At 52.0% G+C, this 25,485-nt stretch carries 20 protein-coding genes; 12 read left to right on the top strand and 8 right to left on the bottom strand.

The genetic code is table 11. The annotated features are described in order from the left end of the window. Window positions 1–53 precede the first annotated feature (53 nt). Window positions 54–2,339: a ComEC/Rec2 family competence protein gene (locus C7B82_RS17820; protein WP_245939968.1), complete on the bottom strand. Its 2,286-nt coding sequence runs from the start codon at window positions 2,337–2,339 to the stop codon at window positions 54–56. A 280-nt stretch (window positions 2,340–2,619) separates the two neighbouring features. Then, window positions 2,620–3,099: a DUF4079 domain-containing protein gene (locus C7B82_RS17815; RefSeq protein WP_106257627.1), complete on the bottom strand. Its 480-nt coding sequence runs from the start codon at window positions 3,097–3,099 to the stop codon at window positions 2,620–2,622. Between the two features lie 255 nt (window positions 3,100–3,354). Between C7B82_RS17815 and C7B82_RS17810 the strand changes: the two genes are divergently transcribed. Beyond that, a complete protein-coding gene (locus C7B82_RS17810; protein WP_106257626.1) occupies window positions 3,355–3,840 on the top strand; it encodes a phosphate-starvation-inducible PsiE family protein in 486 nt (161 codons plus the stop codon). A gap of 63 nt (window positions 3,841–3,903) precedes the next feature. Beyond that, a complete protein-coding gene (locus C7B82_RS17805) occupies window positions 3,904–4,356 on the top strand; it encodes a nitrate reductase associated protein (protein ID WP_106257625.1) in 453 nt (150 codons plus the stop codon). 212 nt (window positions 4,357–4,568) lie between these two features. Here the strand turns inward: C7B82_RS17805 and C7B82_RS17800 are convergent, their stop codons facing one another. Further along, window positions 4,569–5,105: an orange carotenoid protein N-terminal domain-containing protein gene (locus C7B82_RS17800; protein ID WP_106257624.1), complete on the bottom strand. Its 537-nt coding sequence runs from the start codon at window positions 5,103–5,105 to the stop codon at window positions 4,569–4,571. Window positions 5,106–5,324: 219 nt separating this feature from the next. Between C7B82_RS17800 and C7B82_RS17795 the strand changes: the two genes are divergently transcribed. The 3 genes from C7B82_RS17795 to C7B82_RS17785 all read left to right on the top strand — a co-directional run bounded on the left by C7B82_RS17795 (window position 5,325) and on the right by C7B82_RS17785 (window position 8,788). Then, window positions 5,325–5,690, top strand: a complete 366-nt coding sequence (locus tag C7B82_RS17795) for a hypothetical protein (protein ID WP_106257623.1) — start codon at window positions 5,325–5,327, stop codon at window positions 5,688–5,690. A 308-nt stretch (window positions 5,691–5,998) separates the two neighbouring features. Further along, window positions 5,999–7,075, top strand: a complete 1,077-nt coding sequence (locus C7B82_RS17790; RefSeq protein WP_106257622.1) for a BMP family protein — start codon at window positions 5,999–6,001, stop codon at window positions 7,073–7,075. A 150-nt stretch (window positions 7,076–7,225) separates the two neighbouring features. After that, window positions 7,226–8,788, top strand: coding sequence for an ABC transporter ATP-binding protein (locus tag C7B82_RS17785; protein WP_106257621.1), 1,563 nt, complete (start codon window positions 7,226–7,228; stop codon window positions 8,786–8,788). 89 nt (window positions 8,789–8,877) lie between these two features. Here C7B82_RS17785 and C7B82_RS17780 read toward each other — a convergent pair whose 3' ends face one another. Continuing rightward, the gene (locus C7B82_RS17780; RefSeq protein ID WP_106257620.1) at window positions 8,878–11,382 is read right to left on the bottom strand and encodes a putative PEP-binding protein; all 2,505 of its coding nucleotides are present in this window, start codon (window positions 11,380–11,382) and stop codon (window positions 8,878–8,880) included. Window positions 11,383–11,597: 215 nt separating this feature from the next. Then, a complete protein-coding gene (locus C7B82_RS17775) occupies window positions 11,598–13,916 on the bottom strand; it encodes a PAS domain S-box protein (protein WP_146141183.1) in 2,319 nt (772 codons plus the stop codon). A gap of 262 nt (window positions 13,917–14,178) precedes the next feature. Here C7B82_RS17775 and C7B82_RS17770 point away from each other — a divergent pair, with 262 nt between their 5' ends. Next, window positions 14,179–14,865 carry a ComF family protein gene (locus tag C7B82_RS17770; RefSeq protein WP_106257618.1) on the top strand — a complete coding sequence of 229 codons (687 nt, stop codon included), beginning with the start codon at window positions 14,179–14,181 and terminating at the stop codon, window positions 14,863–14,865. A gap of 42 nt (window positions 14,866–14,907) precedes the next feature. On the opposite strand, the gene C7B82_RS17765 is transcribed toward C7B82_RS17770, so the two are convergent. Then, window positions 14,908–15,597, bottom strand: coding sequence for a response regulator transcription factor (locus C7B82_RS17765; protein ID WP_106257617.1), 690 nt, complete (start codon window positions 15,595–15,597; stop codon window positions 14,908–14,910). Between the two features lie 203 nt (window positions 15,598–15,800). Beyond that, window positions 15,801–16,700, bottom strand: a complete 900-nt coding sequence (locus C7B82_RS17760) for a hypothetical protein (RefSeq protein ID WP_106257616.1) — start codon at window positions 16,698–16,700, stop codon at window positions 15,801–15,803. A 160-nt stretch (window positions 16,701–16,860) separates the two neighbouring features. On the opposite strand from C7B82_RS17760, the gene C7B82_RS17755 reads away from it, so the two are divergent. From C7B82_RS17755 to C7B82_RS17745, 3 genes are all read left to right on the top strand, one after another. Continuing rightward, entirely contained in the window at window positions 16,861–18,537 is a 1,677-nt protein-coding gene (locus tag C7B82_RS17755) for a CTP synthase (RefSeq protein ID WP_106257615.1), read from the top strand. A gap of 65 nt (window positions 18,538–18,602) precedes the next feature. Continuing rightward, window positions 18,603–18,815: a hypothetical protein gene (locus C7B82_RS17750; RefSeq protein WP_106257614.1), complete on the top strand. Its 213-nt coding sequence runs from the start codon at window positions 18,603–18,605 to the stop codon at window positions 18,813–18,815. 85 nt (window positions 18,816–18,900) lie between these two features. Next, the gene (locus C7B82_RS17745) at window positions 18,901–19,299 is read left to right on the top strand and encodes a hypothetical protein (RefSeq protein ID WP_106257613.1); all 399 of its coding nucleotides are present in this window, start codon (window positions 18,901–18,903) and stop codon (window positions 19,297–19,299) included. A gap of 76 nt (window positions 19,300–19,375) precedes the next feature. Here C7B82_RS17745 and C7B82_RS17740 read toward each other — a convergent pair whose 3' ends face one another. After that, complete coding sequence (locus C7B82_RS17740) at window positions 19,376–20,704, bottom strand: homoserine dehydrogenase (protein ID WP_106257612.1); 1,329 nt, start codon at window positions 20,702–20,704, stop codon at window positions 19,376–19,378. Between the two features lie 787 nt (window positions 20,705–21,491). Between C7B82_RS17740 and C7B82_RS17735 the strand changes: the two genes are divergently transcribed. The 3 genes from C7B82_RS17735 to C7B82_RS17725 all read left to right on the top strand — a co-directional run bounded on the left by C7B82_RS17735 (window position 21,492) and on the right by C7B82_RS17725 (window position 25,449). Then, entirely contained in the window at window positions 21,492–22,538 is a 1,047-nt protein-coding gene (locus C7B82_RS17735) for a S1C family serine protease (RefSeq protein ID WP_181357551.1), read from the top strand. A gap of 416 nt (window positions 22,539–22,954) precedes the next feature. Next, entirely contained in the window at window positions 22,955–24,058 is a 1,104-nt protein-coding gene (locus C7B82_RS17730; protein ID WP_106257610.1) for a S1C family serine protease, read from the top strand. Window positions 24,059–24,645: 587 nt separating this feature from the next. Further along, window positions 24,646–25,449, top strand: coding sequence for a peptidoglycan-binding protein (locus C7B82_RS17725; protein ID WP_106257609.1), 804 nt, complete (start codon window positions 24,646–24,648; stop codon window positions 25,447–25,449). Window positions 25,450–25,485: the final 36 nt, after the last annotated feature.

The following is a 25,485-nucleotide window of genomic DNA, read 5'->3' as shown; positions in this document are numbered from 1 at the left end:
TTTAGTGTTGATGTGAACCCCAACGACTAAAAACTAATGGCTAACAATCCATTCTACAGGGTAGATGGCGAGTTTTCCTTCGATTCCAAATTTGTCTTAAAGCCATCTGTGGGCGTCCACTGGAGTGCCCCATCCCGATCGATCACATAAAGCTGAGTACCGAGCTGCTTGAGTTGGGCTTCGGTTTGGGGGTGCAGATGGCTGGCGGCGATCGCCACTTGCGGTCGTAGCGCTTGGATAACGTCAGGCTCTAGCCGCTGACCAGACCACAAAAGCACCTGCGTTTCTGACAAAAGACTTGGTTTCAGCAGCGGTACCTGTTGTGCTGACAGGGTTCCTAGCCATGTCCATGTTTGCGAGTGCAGTTGCAGTGCCGCGATCAGGGGCGTGGTGCTGAGTAGCTTCAGCTGGGTGGAGCCAAGCTGAGCGGTTTGTCCGATCGTCAGAGGCGTCGGTTTTACAGTCAACGAGGTGCCCCGCACAGCATCCTCATTCACACTAGATAGACGCTTAATGGGTAGGCGCTCCGCGACTTTGCCCCAGCCACTGGGACGTTTGGACGGTGGGTCAACGGCGATCGCCCAGCTAATTTCATTCACCCCTGCTTTTTGTAGAAAGGGCAGCACCGCAAAACCAGCAGTGGAGGCATCGCCACTGTTAATGAGCGTCGTGCGTCCAGCCTCTTGCACCACCAGAATGGGCTGTGCCGTTGCCAGTAGAGTGACACGAAACAGCGCAGCCTTTGCTTGCCAGGCGGGAAGTGCAACCAGTCCGATTGCAAGGAGCACAGCCAGCCACCATTGCTTGCGCCACCAGGGTTGGAGCCAGGTCAGAAAGAGCAGACCATAGAGGGCGATCGCGGTCAAAACTGGGATCGTGCCCACAGCGTAGGCATTACCAGGCAACTGGCTAAACCCATCGACTACAAGCATTAACGCCTGCGTGGGGTACATTAGCAACCAGGCTACAGCACTACCAGCTGGTGACCAAAGGAGCGCTGCCAGAGCGCTCGCCATACCACCAATGCTCAGGATGGAAATGAGCGGCGTAGTCAACAGGTTGACAGGGACACTATAGGGAGACAGGACACCGAACGCAATCAATTGCAGCGGCAGCGTCCAAAGGTAGGCCGCGATCGGCACAGCAAAAAGGGGCGCGATCGCGCTGGGCATCCAGTCCAGTTGTTTGGTAAGCGGTGGTACGGTGACCATCAGCCCCATCGTTGCCAAAAAACTCAACTGAAAGCCCAGGTTCGAGATCCAGAGCGGATTGAACAGCAGCAAAAGTACGCCTGTGACCAGCAGTGCTCCGAGAGGCTTGACTTTGCGTTCCAGTACCAGGGCTGTCAAACCACCAAAGCCCATGATGGCAGCGCGGAGCACCGCAGGCTGGATACCAGTGAGCCCGACAAAAATGAGTAGAGACGCGGAACCCGACAAAAACTGTACCTTGCTTGAAAAGCGACGGGTCAACGCCAGCACCACGCCGAGAATCAGCGAGGACTGAAAACCAGAGGCCGCTAAGGCATGCGCTAAGCCTGCACGGGTGAACTGGTCTTTTAAGTCATAGGGCAGGTCAACGCCACGGCTGCCCAAGACCATCGCACTCACCAACGCTCCAGCAGGGCTACCGAGCCAACGCATTTGCGATCGCACCACGGTTTGTCTGATCTGCCACCACCCCCAGCGCGATCGGGCTTCTACTACCTCTGTTTGCTGACCCCGCATCCCCGCAAAGCAGTCTTCTTGCCTGAGATACGCCTGAAAATCAAAGCCGCCGGGATTTGTGGCAGGTTGCGGCAGGTATAAAGCCCCCGTTACCTTCACCAGCTGCCCTGGGTAGAGCCCTGTAGCTTGCAGCAACGGCACCGTGACGTAGAGATTGCCTGTCGGGGCTTTGTCATCAACGTACTGTACTTCGCCACTGACAGCATTGACCTGTTTCACCGTCAACCAAAACTGTGCCTTCTGGCTACGGGTTAACTGCGGCACGCTGTCCACTTCGCCCACCACTACCCATTCCTGCTTTGGCGCATTGGCTGGTGGAATCAAACGGCTGATTTCAGTTGCTGCTGGCTGCGGTAGCCTGAACTGGCAGTAAAGGCTGGCAAACAGCCCCAGCAAACCCGCCACCAGCCAAACCCAAGACTTCGGCGCTGTCCGCCAAAAGTGCTTGATCACAAAAGCAAGCCCTACACCCAGCGCCAGAACACCATAGCCACCCAAAGGTACCTTCGTTACCAAAAGCCCCAGGACGTAGGCCAAACACAAAACTACTGCGCCTGTTGCAGTCATAAAGCACCCCGATCGCAGAGAAAAGCCTACGCTCAGAGTGCCCAAGGGGAAAGGGGAGTTATGAGTTATGAGTTTTGAGTTTTGAATTGGGAGAGAAGGGGCAGCGGGAGAGGAGGAGCAGGGGAAGTTGGTTAGGAATGAGAATTTAATCAAACCGACAATTTTGTAAGGGCTTAGCATTCGGGTAAAAGCGCATGCCGTAGCCGAAGGCAACCCTGCCGAAGGCTAAGCCCTTACCGTGAGGATGACCGATGTTGTTTAATCCACGCTCCTTAGACAAGAAAACAAGGAAGTTTTGCCCTGCCTCCCCTGCCTCCTGCCTCCTCTACAAAGACAGCCCTAGCTTGACACCCAACACGGTGTGGATGATGAGTAGACCAACGGTAACCGTGCCGAGATAGGCGTGGAACATCCGTAAACCAGGCTTGTCGCCCCAAAAGCCAGCCAGTGAGAGTGTGCTGCTGATTGATAGGAGCCCGATCGCAGCGGTGCCTGTCCAAAAATGGGGACTTTCGAGAATCGGTTTCTGTTGCATCACCAGAGAGAGCACTCCACCCGTATAGCCCAAGGCCAGAAACAAGAACATCAGCGGTGCGAGTTTACGGTGATCTGCCCGTTTTTTAGCAGCGACCTTTTTATCGGCAGCAAGGCGACCACGCCAACCAGCGTAAGCGACGTAGCTACCCATCACAAAAATGACAATGCCCATCATGGCGGGGTGTCCCCAGTGGGTGATGGGCTCCGGGATGCCCAGAGTGCGAAACCAGGCAGCGATCGGCTCAAGTCGTTCACTCAACGTTGTCATATATTTCGCTCATCCAATTGCTCAACGAGGCAGAGCTCGTTTAAGTTACTTTACATTTTTCATGCATGAAGGGTGCGATCGTCAATAGTGCGATGACACAAGGCGGTCAGCTATTGGCCGTCAGGAGCTGACCGCTGATAGCTGACCGCTGATAGCTGACCGTTGATCCAAAAGTGTGCAGTTTTTTTAATGATTTGCGTCTGTCTCGCCACATCAGGTATTCTCACACCATCCACACTGAGCATTAACCGAGCGATGCGATTCCAGCGACAACTGCTTCTTTCACTCAAGAAGGTATTCGGCGATCGAGCGTTTCTGAAGACTCTGAGAGGCTTTGAAGGGCTCATTTCCAAACTGCTGTCGATCGCAATGGTCTTTGTGATTTTGATTGCAGTCTACGATCTGGCAGATTACCTAATCACAGATGTCATTAGAGAACCTCACGGACGCTTCAATACCACCTTATTCACCGTCTTTGGTTTGTTTCTAAATGTTCTCATTGCGCTAGAAATTCTGGAGAACATCACAGCCTATTTGAAAAAGCATGTGATCCAGGTAGAGCTGGTAATTGTCACATCGCTGGTAGCAGTTTCTCGAAAAATTATCATCCTGGATTTAGAGAAAACTACTGGCTTAGACCTGATTGCCCTTGCAGCCGCCACTCTATCGCTGTCCATCAGCTACTGGCTGGTGCGGGAAATGAATCGTCGTGTCAAACCCCATGATTCTGATGAGTCTTGAGTTAGATATCAGGAGTGGCGTTGGCGTGTAGGGTTGAGGGTGTAGAGACGTTAATGTGGTCGTATGACTCAGTTTTTTCAATTTGAAGCAGATTTTGTGGCATCGCTGCGTTGCATTCCGATGCAAGTGCGGCTGAAGTTAGATACCTGCGGTGTGAAGCTGAAGCTAACGCATTGGCATCAGTTTAACCAGGACGATCGCCAAGCACTGATTGAATTGCCTTGTGAAACTACAGCAGACGTACAGCGTTATCAAGACTTTTTGCATCAGTTGATTCAGGATCGTACAGGCACCACAGCGTCAGATCTGGCAATCGACCCTGCTCCAGCATGGCTCGATTCCTCTACGATTCCAGACAGTGTAAAAACCAAAGCGGAGGAAAGTGGTGTTGCGATTGCAATCCATCAATGGGCAACGCTTGCACCTGTTCAACGCTTTGCGCTCATTAAGCTCAGTCGTTCTAATCACGAAAACGCAAATTTTCTACCGGCGCTCAAGGAATTTCATCTGGTGTGAGGAAAGGCCTGGCGAAACCTACCCATACGCTTGATCACAGTTGCTATGAAAAACATTTGGAAGCTTTCCAAGCAAGGTTTTACCGTTGAGTAGGGGCAGGTTTTGCCAGAGCATTTTAGCTGTTAATCTTATGATCAGACCTGCCCCGACGGGTCTTTTGTTGACTAGGAATCGCCTTAATTGAGTCTTGCGGTTCACGGCAAGGAACGCTACTAAAGGCTGGCAGTTTTGCCCGTTTCTGCCTGTGTTGGAATGGGCTTAATGTTGCTGTAGCCCATCCTGCTGACGATTTCACGCAGTAACGAAATTTGCGCCTCAAACGCCAGTCCTTCAATTTGTCCGAGCGCTTTTGTCACAGCCTGCTCTGCTTGATAACCCGCTGGCAAGCCAATCACGGTCTTACCCATTGCCTGTGCCCAGGCGAACCAAACCATCAACTGGTTATTTTCCTTCAAGGCTCCATAAGCGTGGGCATAGTCAGTATCTGCACCATTCACAATGTCTCGCATGGCATCCAACTGCTTCTCGTGAGGCAAGCGATAAAAATCTTCCATGAGTAGAGGCGCTAGCTCAGGATCAGTGGCAGTCGGTGCGGCAGGGGTGATGGAGTCTCCCATTTTTTGATAGATCAAGTAGAGCAACGCCAATTTAGCGTCCGTACCGAGTTGGCTAAAAGCATCCAGCGTCGTTTGGGTCTTCTCCGACAGGTAGTCGGTGGACGGCACGCTTTGGCTAGCAGATTGAGACATAACATTACTCCAATACAAGTGAGATTAGACACCCTTACAGAGTGTATCGAAGTTTACAATTGGCATCACCTTTCCCAAGACTGAGGTTCAAACAGGCATTTCGCTAACGATGTCTTTCGTGAGAATGAGGTTAGGAATCTGTCAAAAGGGGTTTAGAGGGATGGGGATCAGCTTGCTAATGTGACTGCATTAGTCGAATGGTTCTAACAAGAGGTCTTTATGTCTGTTACTAACAACGTTGATACGTCTGAAAACTATGATGCTCAGCAGACGGTTGAGGAGATTGAAGGCGGCGATCGCAAAGCGCCCAGTGCCAATATCGAAGCTGACTACGAAGCCTCTAAGAAATTTAGCGTGAGCGAAATCGATCGCACTGAAGAAGGTGCAGCAGCAGCAGCAGCGGCAACCGCGCCTCAACACGAAATGCCTGAACCCAATATCGCAACGTCATCACCCGATACGACCGGGAATCCTGACGACTACAAGGAAATGGCTGCGGATCTCGGCTCGGCTCGGTCAAACACTAGTAACGTGAGCGACGACCTTGTGAAAAAGGCATTGGAGAAAGGCACCGCAGCAGATTAGAACTGCTAGTACGGTAAAATTTGATCTGAAATGAAGGGGTTGGCGATCGCCAACCCCTTCGTTGTCATGGCACTTTCCATACGTTAGGCGACTTAAATGTGCGTGGAGATACAATTTACTCGTGCAGAAGCCGTTTAATGACTGCTTAGAGGCGATCGTGCAAGGTGGACTGTAGACTTTACATCGCTAGTGGCAGATCATGGGTGGCCTACAGGCTTCTAATGGCTTGAAACACTCTGCTTCAAGCACGCACGCTCCCTAACGCCCGCATTCCAACATCTGTTTCATTCAAAGGAATCGTAGAGAACATGACTGGAAAGTACGATCGGCGTCAGTTTCTTGTGTATGGCTCAGCAGCACTGGGCAGTAGCCTGTTGTTTAACGCATGCGCCAATAGCCCTACAACGAGCAGTAGCCCTGCGCCGTCCGCAGCCTCTCCATCAGCAGCGCCCAGTGCATCTGGTTTCAAAGCCGCGATGGTCTTACCTGGCATCATCACCGACAAAGCCTGGAACCAGGCAGGCTACACGGGTCTGGAAGAAATTAAGTCCAAGTTGGGAGCCGAAACTGCCTACGTAGAGAAAGTGGGGCAAGCCGATCAGGCAGAAGCCTTGTCCGATTTTGCTCGTCGCGGCTTTAACCTTGTGTATGCCCACGGTGGGCAATTTGATGCCGCTGCTAAACAAGTCGCTGCACAGTTCCCGAAAACCTTCTTTGTCGTCGTCAACGGAGCCGCTACGGGGCCCAATGTTGCTTCGCTGCGGCTCGACAACCTGCAAATAAGCTACCTCTGCGGTATTTTGGCTGCTACTGTGAGCAAGACAGGAAAACTGGCTTATATTGCTGGACAGGAGTTTCTGGCAACGCAGGAGGAACTACGCGGCTATACGTTGGGTGCAAAATCCGTCAAGCCAACTATTAAAGTCAGCTCGACGTTCACTGGTGATTGGAATGATGCGGCAAAAGCGAAAGAAGCCGTCGATGCCCTTGTTTCAGCGGGAGCCGATGTGGTCTATCCGTGGCTCGATAATGCGGCACCCACCGCACTTAAAACGGCTGAGGAAAAAGGTGCGTATACGATCGGTAATACCGTCGATCAATTCGACATCACGCCAAAATCCATCCTGACCAGCGCCATCAAGCGCATTGATCTGGCGATCGGCAAACTCGCCGACCTTTCCTCCAAAAATGAACTCAAAGGTCAGCTTTACTCCCTTGGTCTAGAAGAACCCGATATTCTGTACCTGGGCAAATATGGTAGTGCTGTCCCCAAAGCACTACAGGACAAGGTGAAAACCATCGAAGAGTCCATTCTGGCGAAGAAAATTACCTTTGAAAGCTGCTCGGAAGGCGGCAAGGAAACTCGTTGCGTTAAAGGGGCTTAATGGGACGTGAGGAGTGAGAAGTAAGAACGTTTTGAGCTTTGAGTCGCGCTGAGTCCTTCGGACTCGCTTCGCGTGTCTTGTCTGCCAATGGCTCTACGCGCCGACAAGCAGTGAGTTTTGAGTTCAGCCTTTAGTCTTCAGCTTCTCCTCATGCACCTCTCACCCCTCACCCCTTACCCCTCACCGCCTTACCTCCGCCTCGAAGGCATCACCAAGCAGTTTGGGTCGTTTACGGCGAACGACAACATTGATCTAGAGATCCAGACGGGCGGCATTCATGCCCTACTGGGTGAAAATGGTGCGGGTAAAACAACCCTGATGCATATTCTGAGTGGGTTATATCGTCCTGATGCGGGGCAGATTTATCTTAGCGGGCAGCCTGTAACCATTACGTCACCAAACGTGGCAATTCAGCAGGGGATTGGTATGATTCACCAGCACTTTATGCTGGTGCCGCAATTGACGGTTGCTGAAAATATTATGCTTGGGACTGGAGGCGCACTCCGTCTAAACTTGCGACAAAAGGCGCAAGAAATTGCGGCAATGTCAGAAGCCTATGGGCTTGCAGTTGACCCCTTCGCTAGAGTGAGTGACTTGCCCGTTGGAACACAGCAGCGCGTTGAAATTTTGAAAGCGTTGTACCGTCAGGCAAAGCTGCTCATTCTGGATGAACCCACTGCCGTATTGACACCGCCAGAGATCAAAACGTTTTTTGATGTCTTGCGTCAATTGGCGGCCAAGCAGCACACCATTATTTTCATCAGCCACAAGCTGGAAGAAGTACTGAGTTTGTGTGATGCGGTCACGGTGTTGCGACGTGGCAAAGTGGTCGGCACTACACCGACTCAAGGGACGACTCGTCAGGATCTGGCACAGCTTATGGTAGGTCGAGAGGTGCTGTTTCACTTAGACAAAGGTGCCGATCGCGCGGCTCAGAAGGCAACGGGCGCGATCGCGCCCGTTGTGCTGGCAGTACAAAATCTGCATGTAAGTGACGATCGCGCCTTAGCCGCCTTAAAAGGAGTTTCGTTCCAACTACGAGCGGGCGAAATTTTGGGCGTTGCGGGAGTGGATGGCAATGGTCAGCGAGAATTGGCAGACGCGATCGCCGGACTGCGGTGTGCCACGCAAGGCACCATCCTGCTGAATGACACCGACATTACCCAATGGACACCCCAGCAACGAGTGAAGCGACTGAAGTTTGGCTATATTCCCGAAGACCGCCAAAAAATGGGACTGGTGATGCCCTTTAGCATTGCCCGCAATTTGATCCTCAAAGCGTTTCAGCGCGTGCCCTTTTGTCGTCGCTGGCTCCTACAGCGATCGGTGATCGATGCCCATGCCAGCGACGCCATTCAAGCGTTTGATATTCGAGCAACCAGTGGCAAGCTACGGGTCAGCCAGCTTTCGGGCGGTAATCAGCAAAAAGTGGTGCTGGCGCGCGAGCTGTCAGGCGAACCCGCATTGATTATGGCGATGCAGCCAACGCGCGGTTTGGATGTGGGTGCCACGGAGTATGTGCAAAAAGCTCTGCTAGCGGAGCGTGCGCGGGGAGCTGCCATTCTCTATATCTCCACAGAATTGGAAGAAGTGATGGCAATGAGCGATCGCATTGCTGTGCTGTATGAAGGTCAATTTCTTGCGGTGCTGGAGGCTGAGACGGCCACCGTCACAAAGCTTGGATTACTTATGGCGGGCGATCGTTTGAGCTAACAGCCAACTTGAGTACGCATACCGAATTTGACGGTTCTTTAAACCCGGGCAGCCAGCAAATCCAGGCTCATTCAGATGGCGATCGGTGCCTATTGCTTGTGAGCCGTCTCGAGCAGCAGCGCTTCGGCACGGGCGATCGCCCCGTAGGTCGTCTCTACGGCTCCTGGGTCAACTGAGATTGAAGCAATCCCCCAACGGACGAGCATTTCAACGAGTTCAGGATCATGCGATGGGGCTTGCCCACAAATCGAACAGGGTATACCTGCTTGCTTCGCTTGTTGGATCAGTTGGGCGATCGCGGCTCTGACGGCTGGATGTCTGGCATCAAACGCAGAGGCCATAGCACTGTGATCGCGATCGGCACCAAACAGCAACTGAGTCAAGTCATTGGTGCCGATCGCAATGCCCTGAACGCCCGCACGCACATAGTCCGGCAGCAGAAACAAGACAGAGGGTACTTCTGCCATAATCCATAGCTGAAACTCTGGGTTGCGCGTGAGCCCAGCCTTATGTACCCGCTCCTGGCAGAAGGAAAACTCCTCTACCGTGCGCACAAAGGGCAATAAGAGGTGAATGTTTGAGTAAGCAGCTTGCACCTGTGCCAGTGCCGCTAGTTCCAGATCAAACAGGGCTGGGTCGAGGCAGTAGCTAAACGTGCCATGTAGACCCAGTGTGGGGTTGATCTCAGCGGCAACCGCTTCACCACCCGGCAGGCTTCTCGATTCGTGCGATCGCAAATTAAGCGAACGGTAGAACACGGGGCGCGGTGCCAAAGCCGCTGCAAACTGGCTGATGCGAGTCGCCAGACGTTCAACCAGGTCAGCACTGCGCCCACTCTGTAACCACTGCAAGGGATGCTGATGCTCTAACACTGAGAGAGCCATCAATTCGCCGCGCAGCAACCCAATGCCATCAATCGGCAGAGCGGCTATAGACTCAAGCTGATCGGGCTGACTCAGATTCACCATGAGCCTTGTACCCAGCAGCGGGCGATCGCCCGGAGCCATCACGTTGGCGGGTGGAGCGTCGGGTAGGTGATGTACTGGATCAGTCATGTCTCCCAGCCGATAGACATGGCCTCGATCGCCATCAATCATAATGAGCTCGCCGGTTTGAATCTGCTGAGTGGCATTGGGGGCTGCAACGACAGCCGGAACACCCAGCTCTCTCGCAATGATGGCGCTGTGTGAGGTCATGCTGCCCTGCTCCAGAACGATGCCAGCGGCTTGCTTAATCAGCATCAACCAGTCTGGCGGTAGCATCTCAGCCACCAAAATCGTCCCCAGAGGAATGGTGTCCAGCGTGTTATGTAGAGGTGAAATAACGCTGGCATTGGCGATCGAGCGTCCCTGTCCTGCTGCCAGCCCGCTTACTAATAGCGCTTGCGACTCCTTCGTTGACAGTGTCTGTTCTAACGTCACTGCCTCCCCAGGACTGCACAACAGGCGATTCAGGGTTACTACTGTCGGGCTAGACGGCTGTAGCGCATGATGAAGCGTCTGCGATCGCGCCTGGGATGCAAGTGTGATGACTTGAGTCAGGCAAAACTGGGCCGATTCGCCATCCTTCTCTGTGGTGAGTGTCCATTCTAAAGCCGACACGTTGCTAAAGCTGGCGACAACACCTTGAACAAGCTGTACCAGCGTACTTACTTGCGCATCCGTTAGGGAGAAGCGCGATCGCTGGATGTCATCTGGTAAGTAGGCTTGTAGTAAGGGAAGAGCATGGGGATGGGATGCTAGTGGCGTTAAGTGAGGCGCTAAGGCAGTTTCAACCATTGACGCCGTTAGCTCATCAGGTTTCGGTTGCACAGCGCTACCATCTGCAGCCTGATAGACGATCGCCCGTTTCCCCAGCTGCTGCGTCCGCACAATGCCACTGGTCGCCTCAGCTTCATACACATCGGGCGAGACTTCTCCCCACGCGATTGCCATGCCCAGCCCGGTGGTTGACTCTACCTGAAACGTCTGCTCCCGCCGCTGGACGCTACCCGATGCGATCGCGGAACGGAGGGGCTGCACCAGCACCGCGAGTTTAACCTGGTGCAAAGGGATGCCCAGGCGCTGCCAGTAAAACAGGCTCTTTGCCCGAAAAAGCTGTGCCCATAAACACTTCAGCCCTTGAGCTAGCTCGGCTTCCGTCGCATGGCAGATTTGTATATCGAATAACGTCGAACTCCTACCGTCTGCGATCGCCTTTACTTTAGGGGCCTTGCTAGCAGTTGCTTTGACAAACAGAGACGGGCGTAAGACGACAACTGGCGTCTGTAGTTGTTGTATGGCAGCGTTAAGCTCTGTCAGCCAGGCAACTGGCAAGGCTGGCACTTCAATCGCCTGGCGCAACTGTTGAGCGATCGCCTGTAGCTGCCGTGGGTTCTCGATATCTAAGCGTAGTGATGAGTGAGGTAGATCAGCAAAAAGGGGCTCTGACCAATCGATCGCTTCTAAAAACTGGCGCAACATGCGAGCGGAGACCACAAACCCTGGTACGACAGGGAACTCTTTTTGCAGCAACTGGCTCAGGTAAAACGCTTTGTTCCCGACCAAAGCACGATGGTGTGGTTGAATCTGATCGAGCCAGTAAAGATTAGCCACAGTAGCAACGCATAGCGAACATCAATCAATATTAGGTTTTCCGCGTGCACCATGATTCGTTTCTCAAAATAAATGCAGAATTGGAAGCGAACAGGGGTGAGGGGGGGAAGAGTTTTGAGTAGCGCTAGCTCCGAAGGAGCCACTTCGTGTACGCGCCGACAAGCTAGAGAGTTTTGAGTTTTGAGTTTTGAGTTTCCCCTTTAAGCCTTTAGCCTTTAGCCTTTAGCCTTTAGCCACTCGACTCTCTGGCTCTCGCTCATCATAGGCAAGGTGATTGTAAAAGTTGTGCCCTGTCCAATGCCAGGACTTTCAACCTGAACCATGCCGCCATGTAGTTCCACCAATTGACGCACGATCGCCAGGCCAAGCCCTAGTCCACCTTCGGCGCGAGTTGATGATGAATCTGCCTGCCGAAAGCGATCGAAGACAAAGGGGAGAAAATCGGCGCCAATGCCATTGCCCGTATCGGCGACTGTAATTTGGGCATGGGACGTTAGATGTTGGGCGATCGACAACTGCACGTCAACTTGCCCGCCCTCGGGTGTAAATTTGATGGCGTTAGAAAGCAGGTTCCACACTACTTGCTGTAAGCGATCGGGATCGCCTAGAACGAAGTATGGCTCTGACATTTCGGGTGTCAGAGCGCTGTTTAACTTGACCATCATTGATTTTGCCGCAGCAGCAGGACGCATGGCATCGATCGCAGCGGCAATGACACTCACCAAATCAACCGGACGGGGATGTAAACACAATTTCCCCTGCGTAATTTTGGAAATGTCTAGAATGTCATCGACTAGTTGATTTTGTAGCCGTGCGTTGCGTTCGATCGTCTCTAAAGCACGTTCAGTTATTTCTGCATCAAACTGGCGCGTTCGTAGCAACCGTGCCCAGCCCAAAATCGAGTTCAGCGGTGTGCGCAACTCGTGCGAGAGGACAGCCAGAAACTCATCTTTCATGCGATTTGCTTGAGTCAGCTGCTCAGCCTGGGCACGCAGCGCCTGCTCCAGGCGTTTGCGTTCAGTCAAATCGAGAATGAAGGCAACTGTTTGCTGCCGTTCTTCGCCCAGCAAGCCAAAGCCAATGAGAACGGGAATCCGACTGTCATCCTTGCGGATATATTCTTTCTCGTAGGGCGTACAGCCTCCTTCTAGCAACGCTTCACGGATGGCTTTTTCATCGATCGGCAGGTATTCTGGGGGCGTGATGTGAGTCCAGCGCAGCGCCCCTGCCTCAAGGTCTTCCCGCGAGTAGCCAACGATGCGGAGAAACTCATCATTGGCTTCATTAATACCACCGCTGATGTCACCAAACAAAATACCAACGACGTTCGCTTCAACAAAGCTGGTTAAACGCTCCTGGCTTAACCGCACGGCCGTTTCTGCTTCCTTACGTTCGCTCAGGTCTACCGCGATCGATATCAGGCCATCCTCTGCCGCCGTCGAGCCGCGCAGCACAGCTGTCCACAGACCCACATAGATTAAGGAACCATCCTTACGCTGGCGATAGGTTTCCACCCCATCCAGCAAATCACCGTTGAGCGTAGCCGCAACCTTCTCTAGAAATTCCTCCTGCTTATCCTCAGGCACCGTTGGCATCACACGACCGATTGCCTCTGCCGCTTGCCAGCCAAAAATGCGCTCTGCGGATGGGTTCCAGCGCTTGACAATCCCATGTCGATCGAGCACCGTAATGGCAACGGGCGAGGCTTGAACCAAGGCTTGAAGGGCTTGATTCGTTTCTTGCAGCGTTTGCTCTGCTTGCTTGCGCTCGGTAATGTCAATGCCAGTCCCAATTACAAAAAAAACGGCTCCCCGCTCATCCAATAACACGTTGTTTGACCAGGCAATCAAATGGCGACTGCCATCTTTGGCGATCCAGGTATTCTCGTAGGCGTTGGGTGCAGCGCTAAGACACAGCGCTTGAAAGATTTGCTGCACTCGCTCTACGTCTTCTGGCAGCAAGAATAAATCCCAGGGAGATTTGCCACGCACATCTGTAAACGTATAGCCCGTCAGTTGCTCACACGCCCGATTAAATTGAACGATTTTACCCCAACGATCGAGCACTATAATCAGGCTGCCTGCAGTACCGACGATCGCTGCAATCAAGTCGCGCTCATGTTGTAAGGCCTTCAACAATTGCCGCCGCGTTGCACTAAGAACCGTAATCATCAGCGCGAGCACGATAAATAAGCCGATTCTGAGTAGTTCAGATGTAGTTGGCAGTGCGAATGAATAGACTGGCGGTAGGAAAAAATAAACTGAGACCACGGCTGCGATCGTCGTCGCGCAGATCCCCGCACCAAAACCGCCATACCACGCACTCACCATCACCGCAGCAAAAAAAAACAGAAACGGCGAACTCCGCATTGGCACCCAACGTTCTAGTAACAGCATTAACAACAGCGCCAATACTATCGACAGCAGCGCCACTCCATACCGTACAAGTGGAGAACGTTCAGGTTTGATCATCGGCTGGGTGATCGACCAATCGAGTGAGTGTGAGGCGTGAGAGTTAAACCAACGAGGCAGCAATGCTTACTCCTTTAGGTGTAGCAGTATTACTAGTTGGGCATACTTAAGCCAGACATGTCATGTATCTAGCGGCATAAATTGATACCGCTAGAGTTTAACGCTTACCCAGAAAGAGATTGACTGATTCTTTAGTTTTATCTTCTCTAGTTTCGTTGAACGTCATTCACTTCTGTTTTGTAAGGTAAGGCAGTGTAGCTGTAACCTTTTGCTCATCGGCCATTGATGCCTTGCACAATTTTTATCTCTTTAAGGTTCTCTGCATATGAGCGGCTTTAGCAGGCAACTCGGTGGACTGCTTGACTTATTGCTACAGGCTCAATGTCCGCTTTGCCAACGGGTAGCAACTGCTACCTTCTGCCAGGATTGTCAGCGTCAGGTGCAACGGTGCCAATTTCCCAGCCCTAACTGGTGCCAGCAGGAACAACTGCCTATCTTTGCTTGGGGGCGTTACAACGGTGCGTTACGACAGACGATCGCCGCCTTCAAATACGAAAATAAACCCCACCTGGCGCGTCCCCTTGCTCACTGGCTGGCGCTTGCCTGGTTCAGTGCGACACCAACAACATCGCTCACTGTCGTCCCCATTCCGATGCATCCCACAAAGCAACAGCAACGAGGCTTCAACCAGGCAGATCTGTTAGCAGAGCATTTCTGTGAGCAAACACGGCTGCCGCTACAAAAACAAGGGCTGAGTCGATCGCGAGAAACTACCGCCCAGTTTCAGCTCTCGGCGGGCGATCGTGAACAAAACCTGGCAGATGCCTTCAGCCTTGGCGACGCCTTCCGCAAGCGTCATCCGACTAACTCTGTCCTCTTGCTGGATGATATCTACACGACTGGCGCAACCGCTCGCTCTGCTGCCCAAACCCTCCGTCGCAATGGAATTCGGGTACAGGGGTTAATCGTACTGGCACGGGCGGAACGAGAGGTGAGGGATAAGGAGTGTTGAGTGTTGAGTTGATTCGGACTCCTGCCTCCTGCCTCCTACCTTCTACTTCATCAATCCATGTTCCAACGCATAGCGTACTAACTCTGTGCGGCTGCTGGTGCCTGTCTTGCTAAAGAGTCGGCTGACGTACTTTTCGACATTGCGGACGCTGGTTTCGAGGCGACGGGCAATTTCTTTGTTCATCAAACCATCGACAACCAGGTTAAGGACGCTCTGCTCTCTAGGCGTAAAGTCAATTTGGATCGTGTTGGGTAACTGAGGGATCGAGCCTCCTTTGGTCAACAGCCGCTTGATTTCTTCGATCTCTCGAATCACATCGTCAATGTTGCGCGGTTCGTCTTCTCCAGCCGCACGAACCACATCCCGCTTTTGCAACAGGTTAGTGACGATCGCCACCAGTTCATCAGGGTCAAACGGTTTCGATAGATAAGCATCAGCACCCGCGTTATAGCCCTGGATGCGATCGGAGGTCATACCTCGAGCGGTCAAAAACACCACTGGCAAAGTCTTAAATTGAGGGTCTTCGCGCAACTGTTTGAGAAACTGATAGCCATCCACCTGCGGCATCATAATGTCGGTGATGACCAAATCGGGTAGCGTTTGCCGTGCCAGTGCCAAACCTTCGTTAGCATTGCTGGCAACGGCAACGGTAAAACCGCTGTCTTCCAGATAGGCCTGCACGGCTTCACGCAAGCCTGGTTCATCATCCACTAGCAAGAGTTGACCTGGCATGAAGACCGCGCGCTCCTATAGTGCTTCGTATCATCCTTATTGTAGCGATCGGCGCTACTAATCATGACCTTTGCAAGAGAAGCCAAGCGCTTAATTTGGGATTCACACGGTTCGTAAGGGGCAGCGGTCAATGGTCAGAAGTCAGTGTCCAATTTAGCGCTGATCGCTAATCGCTGATGGCTGATCGCTGATCGCTTCGCTACTTATGGTTTCGTTGGTGCCGCCGGTTTGCTCTCTGGCTTTGGGTTGGGCTTTGGTACAGCGTTGGGCTTCTTGTCTCCCGTTGGTAAAGCTGGCGCTGGCTGTTTACTGCTTGCAGGTGGAGTAGTGGCTGGTTTTACCGGGGCTGCCGTATTGCCTGGCTTTTGCGCAACCTGCACTTTAAAGGATTGGATACTTTGCTCAAACATGGCTAGCCGTTGCTGATAGTCCCCCGCTCTGGTTGAGTAGGCCACTGTCCACAGGGTTGTTCCCTGCTTGATGACATAAATGAGCTGCCGCATGGCATCGGCTTGAGCAGTGCTCGACGGCAGACTTGCTTCCGTCACCAGACGTCCCGCTGGATTTTGCCCTACCTGCACCGTTTTGCGCTCGATCGTGCGAAGGGGCGTAGGCAATGACTGCACGGCAGCATCAATGTAAGCCTCCACGGTGACGGTTTCGGGCACCTTAACGGCACTCACGACCACATTGGTCACGCCTCCGGTGCGATCGGGCTTTGGATCGACAGCAATAAGCAGAAACGTGCTGGGATTTTGCTCTACCATGCTGGCAATTTGCTCGTAGTCGGTTCCGAGCGATCGAATCCCCTTAATCAGCGTCTGTAAGCCTGTCGTATTCGGACTACCACCGCGATAATTTTCTGGTAGCGCTAGCTCAACACCTGGCGCCTTAAAGGTTTGCCACTTTTCTACAAGTGAGCCTGCGCCGGAAGGCTTGGTGCGTGACCGAATAACGGATGTCCCGGTCAAGGCATCGGCTCCCGAAGGTTTAGTTGATGCGCCTGCAGTCGGTGTTTTGCTTGACTTGGGCGTTACGGCTTCACTGGGAACGGCACTCAAGCTTAAAAGGATGAAGCCAATACTAAGAAAAGTCTTGTGCATAGTCATCGATCATGGTTGCTCAACTCGGACATCGCTACTCTGCCATAGCAAATAGACGCTGCCGCTACAGAATAGTTCAAATGACCGCCGTTCTCCAGACTGTATAGTCCTTATGGCAGAATGAACTGGATACTAAACCAGGCAACTTCTCCCTAATTCTATGGCTACCAAGTTTGTATTCGTCACAGGCGGTGTCGTTTCTAGCATCGGCAAAGGGATCGTAGCAGCCAGTTTAGGACGATTGCTCAAATCGCGACAGTACTCCGTTTCCATCTTAAAGCTCGATCCCTACATTAATGTCGATCCGGGAACGATGAGCCCCTTTCAGCATGGCGAAGTGTTCGTCACCGAAGATGGTGCTGAGACGGATCTGGACTTGGGACACTACGAGCGCTTTACAGATACCTCTATGTCGCGGCTCAATAGTGTGACAACAGGGTCAATCTACCAGGCAGTGCTGAACCGAGAGCGTCGTGGGGACTACGATGGCGGCACTGTGCAGGTGATTCCCCACATTACGAATGAAATCAAGGATCGGGTGCTGCGTGTTGCTAAAAATACGAACCCTGATGTGGTCATCACAGAAATCGGTGGCACGGTTGGTGATATTGAGTCACTGCCATTTCTCGAAGCCATTCGCCAGTTTCGCAAGGATGTCGGGCGGCAGAACGTGCTGTACATGCATGTCACATTGGTACCCTGGATTTCCTCAGCGGGTGAGATGAAGACAAAGCCGACACAGCATTCGGTCAAGGAACTGCGATCGATCGGCATCCAACCCGATATTCTGGTTTGTCGCAGCGATCGCCCCCTGCCGCCAGGACTCAAAGAAAAAATGTCAGGGTTCTGCGATGTCCCCGTCGAATGTGTCATCACCTCTCAAGATGCCAGCAGCATCTACGAAGTGCCACTCAACTTGGAGAAAGAAGGGCTGGCGCACCAGGCACTAGAGCTACTGCAACTCGAACAGCGTCCCCCAGATCTGACGCAATGGGCAACACTGGTCGATCGCCTTTACAGCCCCAAACGACAGGTCGAAATTGCGATCGTGGGCAAGTATGTACGCCTGAATGATGCCTACCTCTCGGTAATGGAAGCATTGCGTCATGCCGCGATCGCCCTCGATAGCGAACTCAATATCCGCTGGGTCAATGCTGAAGACATTCAAGATCAGGGAGCGGCCCATCATTTGGACGGTGCGCATGGCATTATCGTGCCAGGTGGCTTTGGTATTCGTGGCATTGACGGCAAAATTGCTGCGATCGAGTACGCTCGTACGAAGCAAATTCCCTATCTGGGTCTGTGCTTGGGCATGCAGTGCATGGTAATCGAATGGGCACGTCACATTGCTGCCTTAGCCGATGCCCACAGTGCCGAGTTTGCACCTGAAGCGACCAATCCCGTCATTAACCTCTTACCCGAACAGCAAGACGTGGTTGATCTCGGTGGCACGATGCGTCTGGGGCTGTATCCTTGCCGACTAGCACCCAATACACTTGCCTTTAAGCTTTATCAAGAAGAGGTTATCTACGAGCGACACCGCCATCGCTACGAGTTCAACAACGCCTACCGCAGTCTGTTTATAGAGACTGGTTACGTGGTGAGTGGCACCTCTCCCGATGGTCGTCTGGTTGAAATTGTCGAATGGCCCAACCATCCCTTCTTCATTGCCACCCAATTCCATCCTGAATTTCAATCGCGACCCAGTGCTCCTCATCCGCTGTTCAAAGGGTTCATTCAGGCAGCACTGGCACTCACGCCGATGAGCCCGACAAAGGACAACAGCATCAGTGAGCAGGCAACTGTATCGGAGCCAGTGGGCATGGTACTAAACTAAGTGGACGCTAGCGCCACACTCAAAGGGGTGATAAGGTTACGCTAGTCTTGAGAGTTTGCGATCGCGTGGCTTACTGGATCAAACTAAATTACGAGCGCAGCACCTATGTGATTGACCTGGATCGAGTCACAGCCTTTTGCTACGCTCCCAATGCGAGGGTCTCGTTTGCGCTATTGGATGGCAACACCACGATCGTTGTGACGCAGCAAAGTGACTCTGTTTCCTATCAACTCATTCTGGACTACGTGGAAAAGCGCACCGGGTTTTCGTTACCGTAGGAGCGCACTATGACTCATCAAGGCAGTGTCGCACGGATGAGAGAACGCTGCTTTAAACGGCAGGCTCGATCGAGGTAACCGCTTTATGGCTCGCTTGCGATGGACTCAAGTACTGCAATCGTTAGGGCTAGAGTTTTGGCTCTTTTTACCGTTGCTAGGACTTGGCTTTTGGTTGACCAGTGGGATATTAACCGATCAAATGCTGGCTCGATCGAACAAAGTCACCCTCTATTTAGAAGGCGATCGCCAACCCAAACAGCCGACGCGCACGGTGCAGTCAATCACTGTCTTGATCCATGCCCAACAGGGCCGTTCAACCGTCAATATCCAGACAGCCAACTCATCGCTGACAGCCTTAACCTTTGAATTTCCAACCACTCAACCAGAACAGATCGAAGCTGCAATCAGTCGAGAACTTGGGTTGCCGCGTGATCGTATTCGAGCACTGGTGCGCTATCAGTCTAAGCAGGGGCATAGGGAGTAGGGGGCAAGGATTCACAAAGCATCCTCAGATTCAGCAGCGCCGTAGAGTTTTGTAGACGATCGCTGATCGCGCTCCTTTACAAAACCCGTAAGGTACTGGCAATACTGCTGACGGCTTCCATTGCTCGGATTTCGTCTAGTGCCGTGCGGAAATTGCCTTCGCGAACATGGTGAGTCACCACGACAATTTCTGCCAAATTGTCGCGTAAGCCTGTTTGCACGATCGACTCCAAACTCACATCATGATTGCCAAAGCAGGTGCCCAGCTTGCCAATCACACCCGGAGAGTCGCGCGTGAGAAAGCGAGCGTAAAAGCGGGTGACGAGTGCCTCAATGGGAACGATCGTGCAATATGACTGGTGTGAGCACGCAAGCAAGGGGTCGAGTACAGGCGTACCGTGCGATCGCACCGTCCCACTCTGCTGCACTTTCAAAATGGCTGCGATGTTGAGTATATCCGCCATAATGGCGCTGGCAGTGGGGCCTGCTCCTGCACCAGGACCAAAAAACATCACTTGCCCGATCGGGTCACCTTCAATGAGAATGGCGTTGTTCACATCATTCACGCTGGCAAGGGGGTGGCTCTTGGGCACCAGCGTCGGATGCACTCTGAGCTGCAGTTGTTCTGTTGATTCTGTCGGCAACTGTGATTCCCGTTTGGCAACCGCCAGCAGCTTGATGACAAAGCCCAGCTTGTCAGCATAAGCAATATCAGCCGCACTCACCTGCCGAATGCCTTCGCAGTGCACTTCTGGCAGCTTGATCCGGCCGCCAAACGCCAGCGATGCCAGAATGGCGATTTTATCCGCTGCATCCATGCCATCGACATCAGCGGTCGGGTCAGCTTCGGCATAGCCCAGTCGTTGGGCGTCTGCCAGAATGTCGGCAAAGTCGCCGCCTTCCGTTTGCATCCGCGTCAGGATGTAATTGGTCGTGCCATTGATAATGCCCGTCACGGTCAGAATGCGGTTTGCACAAAGAGACTGCTTCAGCGGCTCGATCACGGGAATGCCACCACCAACCGCAGCTTCCAGCAAGACATACACGCCTGCGGCTTCGGCGGCCGTGAAGATCTCAGCGCCATACCGCGCGATCGCCGCCTTATTGGCTGTCACCACATGCTTCCCGTGGGCAATGGCTTTGAGGATGAGCGATCGCGCTGGCTCCAACCCACCGATCACCTCGACCACGATATCAACCTCTGGATCAGTGACGATCGCGTCCAAATCAGTCGTGATCAGGCTTGGCGGCAGAGCGACCGAACGAGGCTTCGCGAGCGATCGGACACCTACCCGGTAAAGCTCTAATTCCTGTACCAGAGGATGCCGCTGGGCTGGGTTAAGCAAAATTTGCACGGTTCCTGTTCCCACCGTCCCCAAACCCAATAGACCAATTTTGAACGCCACAATCCCAGCCCGCTAAACGAGAGTTCCTCCAACATTGTAGGAGGGGATGGCAGCAGGGGAGCCTGCCATCGGTTTTCAGTCCAGCGTATGATGGGTATGAGCTAACGCGAATTGGGGCAGTAGTGATCTTTGCGGTCAGCGAGTAACGCTATTCAAACTCGTCAACCTAAATAAGATGTTGGGGCGAACAGCTCTATTAAGGACAGGCGTTTGCGACTGACCGCATCAATGCAAGCTGGTTCAGTGGCGGCAATGAGTGGTTTTCGCCCAGATGATTGCCTTCTTGCGTTTAACGACCACCGGAGCGGAGGTCTCACAGTCTGACAATCATTTCTCGCTTACATTATTTCATTTGTCGATCGCCAACCGAATACCGCGCTCTTTACGATCGCGCGTGGGTGGCAACGCACCAATGTGCAAGTCCGCTTTTAGCTGAAATCTTGGGCTGGAACCTCTGTTGCCTACTGTGCGTCTTGCCTGACATCACTCAGCTTACAACGCTGATTGTAATTTAAGTATTGCCGCAAGCTGCCCCGCCAAAGATGACCAAAGTTTCCGGGTTGAGGCAAGCATCGGTTGAAACATCAGGGTATGGTTAACAAATCAGCCGCCAAGCCAGTGCCCTCGTTGGTGCTTGAGTTGTAGACATTTGACAGAACCTACCGCAGCACGTTTCTAGTTGAGTTTTTCAGTTAAGTAATCTTGCCGACCGAGCGATCGACTTTCCTCTTTGGAATACTACGGCAACGTGCAGAGTTTTTGTCTCTTCATTCTTGACCTAACCATGATGCCATTCAAGTCTCTACTGCTTTTCTCCACATCTGTTGCGCTGGCGTTGCATAGCGTCTCGGCGATCGCGGTACCTGTACGCATGTCTCAGGTTGGGACAAGCACACCAAGCGCTGTCAATGATATTTACGAGACGTGCCAAAAGAACGCAAATGCTGTCGTCACGCTCTATTCTGGTACGGAGATTGGCACAGGCAGTATTGTTAGCCCAAACGGGCTTCTGATCACCAATTACCATGTGGTGAAGGAAGCAATACAGGCTCCCAGTAAGACGAAAATATATGTCAAGCTGACGAACGGAACCCGCTACATTGGGCGGGCGATCAAATCGGACCAGCCGAATGACCTGGCTGTCGTCAAGCTTGACACTCAGGCTCCTCTTCCAGTCCCTGTAGCTTTAGCACAACCAGGCAATGTTCGCCTTGGTCAAGCAGTCTGCGCGATCGGTAACCCGTTTGGACTGACCAGCATCAGCGTGGGAAAACTCAAAGAGTTTCGTGGTAGCAATGATTTAAAGTCCGATATCTTCTTAATTCGTGGGAACTCTGGTGGTCCATTGCTCAACGAGCAAGGCGAAATGATTGGGGTCAATAAATCAATCTGGCTATCAGAAACAGGTGAGAATACGGGCATCAGTTTTTCAACGACTATTGGTATTGCTAAAAAACTGATTGATGATGCTCAAATTTACTTAGAACGCAATCCCAGTCAGTCAGCTGCCAGCGCTGCCCCCTTGTCCCCAAGTGACTCATCCCTACAGATTGCGAATCGTCCTGTGGCTTCAGGTGGTGTTCTAGGAGCGATTGTGGATGCTAAGAGCTTGATTATTCGCCAAATTGTGTTGGGTTCTCCTGCCGACATGGGTGGTTTGAGACCAGGCGATCGGCTCATCCAAGTTGATGGTAAACCACTAGGCAGTTTAGCCACACTACAAGCCTTTCTGAACCGCCGTCAGGCAAGTGCCAGCTTCACGGTTAAACGCAATCAAGACACAATGCTTAAGCAGGTTAATTTCAAGCAAAATTACTCAACAAGAACGCTTTAGATCGGTAATTTTGTACTAGAATTAACAGGCTAAGCCGCAAGCGATCGCCCTGGTTTCTGGTTTCCAAGGCTCAAGAATCGATCCATACGCGAGCGTGAAAGCCCCGAATTTATTCGAGGGCTTTTGCCTCGTCTGTACTAGATGAAGAAGCCTTAAAGATGCTATGAGTACAAAGTGGTCAAATCGTGTGGCGTTCGGGTAACAGCTAGAACAGTGCATTGCTTCGTTTCAAGAGGAACTGATAGTGCGTCTAGTGGTTAAAGCTGTAGCAACACCAATTACCTCTACACCGGAAGACTCATACAAGCCAATGTTGCTGCAACCTTCGACAGCAAGCCTTTATTGAATGAAGACTTGCTGAAATCGGAGATGTCTAGGACGTTTCAGAGATCCTCTGTTTGAGTGTTCTAAACGAGATGGTGAAACTTAATCGTCTATCGTTGGCGTGCATTCTGGGTGTACTACTTCTTTCCAGTGGTTTCTGGGCTGACTTCCTCGCTTCGCTGGTGCGAGGTTTATTGCCAATCAGTGAAGAAACTGGCCAACCAGATTCAACAAAACAAACCAAGCAACCGTTAGCGAATTGTCATGTAGAAACGTCGCGCCCTGCCATCTTGACTATTTTTGCAGGAGCGGAGATCGGCACTGGCAGTATTGTCAGTAGCGACGGGTTAGTGTTGACCAATGAGCACGTCGTGCGCGAGGTTGGCTCTAGAGGAGAAATTCACGCTAGGCAATGGGGCGGCACCCTCTACAAGGGGCAAGTGCTGGCAACCAACGCAACTCACGATTTAGCGCTGGTCAAAATCAGTACAAAAGAGCCGTTGCCCACGATCGCCTTCGCCAAGCCAGAGGAAATTCAAAGTGGGCAGGGAGTCTGTGCGCTGGGTAGTCCGCGTGCGATTACAGGTGTGTTGGCAAGAGGCAAATTAATTGGCACGCGTGGCACGAGCGACTTGAAATCGGCCATCTTGCTGCAACCGGGCAACTCTGGCGGCCCTCTGCTTAACCAGCAGGGTGAAATGATCGGAGTGAATAAATCAATCTGGTTGTCAGAGACTGGCGAGAATGTTGGCCTTAGTTTTGCTACAAACGTGGTTACTACCACTCAATTTTTTGAGCAGAACAAAAGCAAGTCAGTGCCGACTGAAAGTCCAATCGCTGATCATGTGACTCCTTTGCCACTGCCCTCTAAACCACTAGATTTCAATCCGCCCGTGATAGCGGAGTTACCCTATAAAACAGACTCACCCTATAGACCTTACCCGTCGCAGCCTTCGGAGTCTGGTGCCCATTTGGGAGCGATCGTGGATGAACGAACGCTAGTCATTCAGATCGTGGAACCAGAGTCGCCTGCTGAGCAGGCTGGGTTAAATGCTGGCGATCGTCTCATCAAGGTAAACAACCAACCCTTAGAGCGGCTTGAAGACCTTAAAGCGTTCTTGGCTACAAAGCGCGATCGTGCGACCTTCACCGTCAGTCGAGATAACAAACCACAAGATGTAACGGTTGAATTTTGAGCGATCGCTAACCGAGCCGATTCAATTCACCTTTGTTCATGCAGCCTTGGCCACAATCTTCCTCACCCTTTCTGATGATTAATGGCATCAAAGATTGCTAAGGCTGTCTCTTGGTATCACAAAAGATCAGACTTCGTAACTAGATTAAACATAAGCCTTTAGGTTGATGCGATGGTAAAGTGTTCACCCTTACACCGCAGGAACTAGACGCTAACCAACGGACAACACTTAGGCTTCTAGTGATTGCTCTCCTGCTTAACAGACTTTACTATCCTTAAGTCCTCTGATATTATCTTGGTAGAAGCATATCAGGGGAAGTCGTAGCCCAGTTGTGGTTCATTGCATTCTTATTCTTGGATAACAGCAGTTATTAATCGCAAGGTTGTTAATTTCTTAGTCCGAGCTAGGAATCGCTTGAATCATATTGAGTAAACACCTATATCATTGTTGATACTGCTGTAATCTTTAGCAGTGATTACAGATCATTGTCATACTTTTTTCAAAAAATGCGGAGACCTTGTGTTCGATGAACAATGATAGGTTTCCGAGCATATACCGTCCTCTACCGATTGTTTTAAAGGTCTCCTATGGAAACATTAGCCTTCATTCATACCGCTGTTGCTTACGAAGATCCCAATCCAAAATCGGAACTGCGATCGTTTGACAATATCAGTCTCAAAGCCCCAGGCTCGATCGCGCTGGGTGTACTATCGGCAGGGGTTGTCACCGCAACGCTGAGCCATGCCGACCAAGCCCAAGCACTCCTCATGAGCGGAGATAGAGGTTCCGGTGTTGCGCAACTTCAACAAAAACTTGGTGGCATCCGCGTTGATGGTGTTTTTGGTCCTGAAACTTACTACAGATTAATCAGCCACCAGAAGAGCCGTGATTTATTGGCTGACGGCAAAGCTGGACCTGCAACCCTTCCTACATTGGGTTTACCTGCTTACCTTGGTTCTTTCGATAAAGGACAAGAGCGAAATACTCCTGGAAGCAGTCTTGTTACCGCTCGTATTGGACTTGTAGTGCGCGATTCTCCCAATGGTGGATACCTGTACACTCTTCCTTACGGCTCTCGTGTTACCCGTGATGGTTATACGGTTCCTAGGGCTGGTTACAACTGGACCAAAATTGGTGGTGGTGGTTGGGTTGCCAGCGAATATCTAGACAACGGATCTGGAAGCGCCGAAAGACCCGTTCCAGCAGGTCCTTTTGCTGATGTTAGAACGAATCTTCTCGTTCGCAATGGTCCCAATGGTCGCGTTATTGGTAGTGTTGGATCTGGTGGATCCCTCCGCCTCACGGGTGCTGAGCAGTTTGCTGGCGGTCGCACTTGGTCGCAACTTTCCAGCGGCGGTTGGGTGGCTCGTGACTACATTGGCTTCCGTTAATTCTTGATAGAGTGGTAGTAGATATAGTTACTGCCG

The sequence above is a fragment of the Stenomitos frigidus ULC18 genome (genome assembly GCF_003003795.1).
GTDB lineage: Bacteria > Cyanobacteriota > Cyanobacteriia > Leptolyngbyales > Leptolyngbyaceae > Stenomitos > Stenomitos frigidus_A.
Note: the sequence above shows the minus strand (reverse complement) of the source record. Positions and strands in the feature narration are given on the sequence as shown.

What these genes read in the sequence shown, in the direction of transcription:
- C7B82_RS17815 (WP_106257627.1), bottom strand. Translation starts at nt 3,099, where the DNA reads ATGACAACGTTGAGTGAACGACTTGAGCCGATCGCTGCCTGGTTTCGC.
- C7B82_RS17810 (WP_106257626.1), top strand. Translation starts at nt 3,355, where the DNA reads ATGCGATTCCAGCGACAACTGCTTCTTTCACTCAAGAAGGTATTCGGC.
- C7B82_RS17805 (WP_106257625.1), top strand. Translation starts at nt 3,904, where the DNA reads ATGACTCAGTTTTTTCAATTTGAAGCAGATTTTGTGGCATCGCTGCGT.
- C7B82_RS17800 (WP_106257624.1), bottom strand. Translation starts at nt 5,105, where the DNA reads ATGTCTCAATCTGCTAGCCAAAGCGTGCCGTCCACCGACTACCTGTCG.
- C7B82_RS17795 (WP_106257623.1), top strand. Translation starts at nt 5,325, where the DNA reads ATGTCTGTTACTAACAACGTTGATACGTCTGAAAACTATGATGCTCAG.
- C7B82_RS17790 (WP_106257622.1), top strand. Translation starts at nt 5,999, where the DNA reads ATGACTGGAAAGTACGATCGGCGTCAGTTTCTTGTGTATGGCTCAGCA.
- C7B82_RS17785 (WP_106257621.1), top strand. Translation starts at nt 7,226, where the DNA reads ATGCACCTCTCACCCCTCACCCCTTACCCCTCACCGCCTTACCTCCGC.
- C7B82_RS17770 (WP_106257618.1), top strand. Translation starts at nt 14,179, where the DNA reads ATGAGCGGCTTTAGCAGGCAACTCGGTGGACTGCTTGACTTATTGCTA.
- C7B82_RS17765 (WP_106257617.1), bottom strand. Translation starts at nt 15,597, where the DNA reads ATGCCAGGTCAACTCTTGCTAGTGGATGATGAACCAGGCTTGCGTGAA.
- C7B82_RS17760 (WP_106257616.1), bottom strand. Translation starts at nt 16,700, where the DNA reads ATGCACAAGACTTTTCTTAGTATTGGCTTCATCCTTTTAAGCTTGAGT.
- C7B82_RS17755 (WP_106257615.1), top strand. Translation starts at nt 16,861, where the DNA reads ATGGCTACCAAGTTTGTATTCGTCACAGGCGGTGTCGTTTCTAGCATC.
- C7B82_RS17745 (WP_106257613.1), top strand. Translation starts at nt 18,901, where the DNA reads ATGGCTCGCTTGCGATGGACTCAAGTACTGCAATCGTTAGGGCTAGAG.
- C7B82_RS17735 (WP_181357551.1), top strand. Translation starts at nt 21,492, where the DNA reads ATGCCATTCAAGTCTCTACTGCTTTTCTCCACATCTGTTGCGCTGGCG.
- C7B82_RS17730 (WP_106257610.1), top strand. Translation starts at nt 22,955, where the DNA reads ATGGTGAAACTTAATCGTCTATCGTTGGCGTGCATTCTGGGTGTACTA.
- C7B82_RS17725 (WP_106257609.1), top strand. Translation starts at nt 24,646, where the DNA reads ATGGAAACATTAGCCTTCATTCATACCGCTGTTGCTTACGAAGATCCC.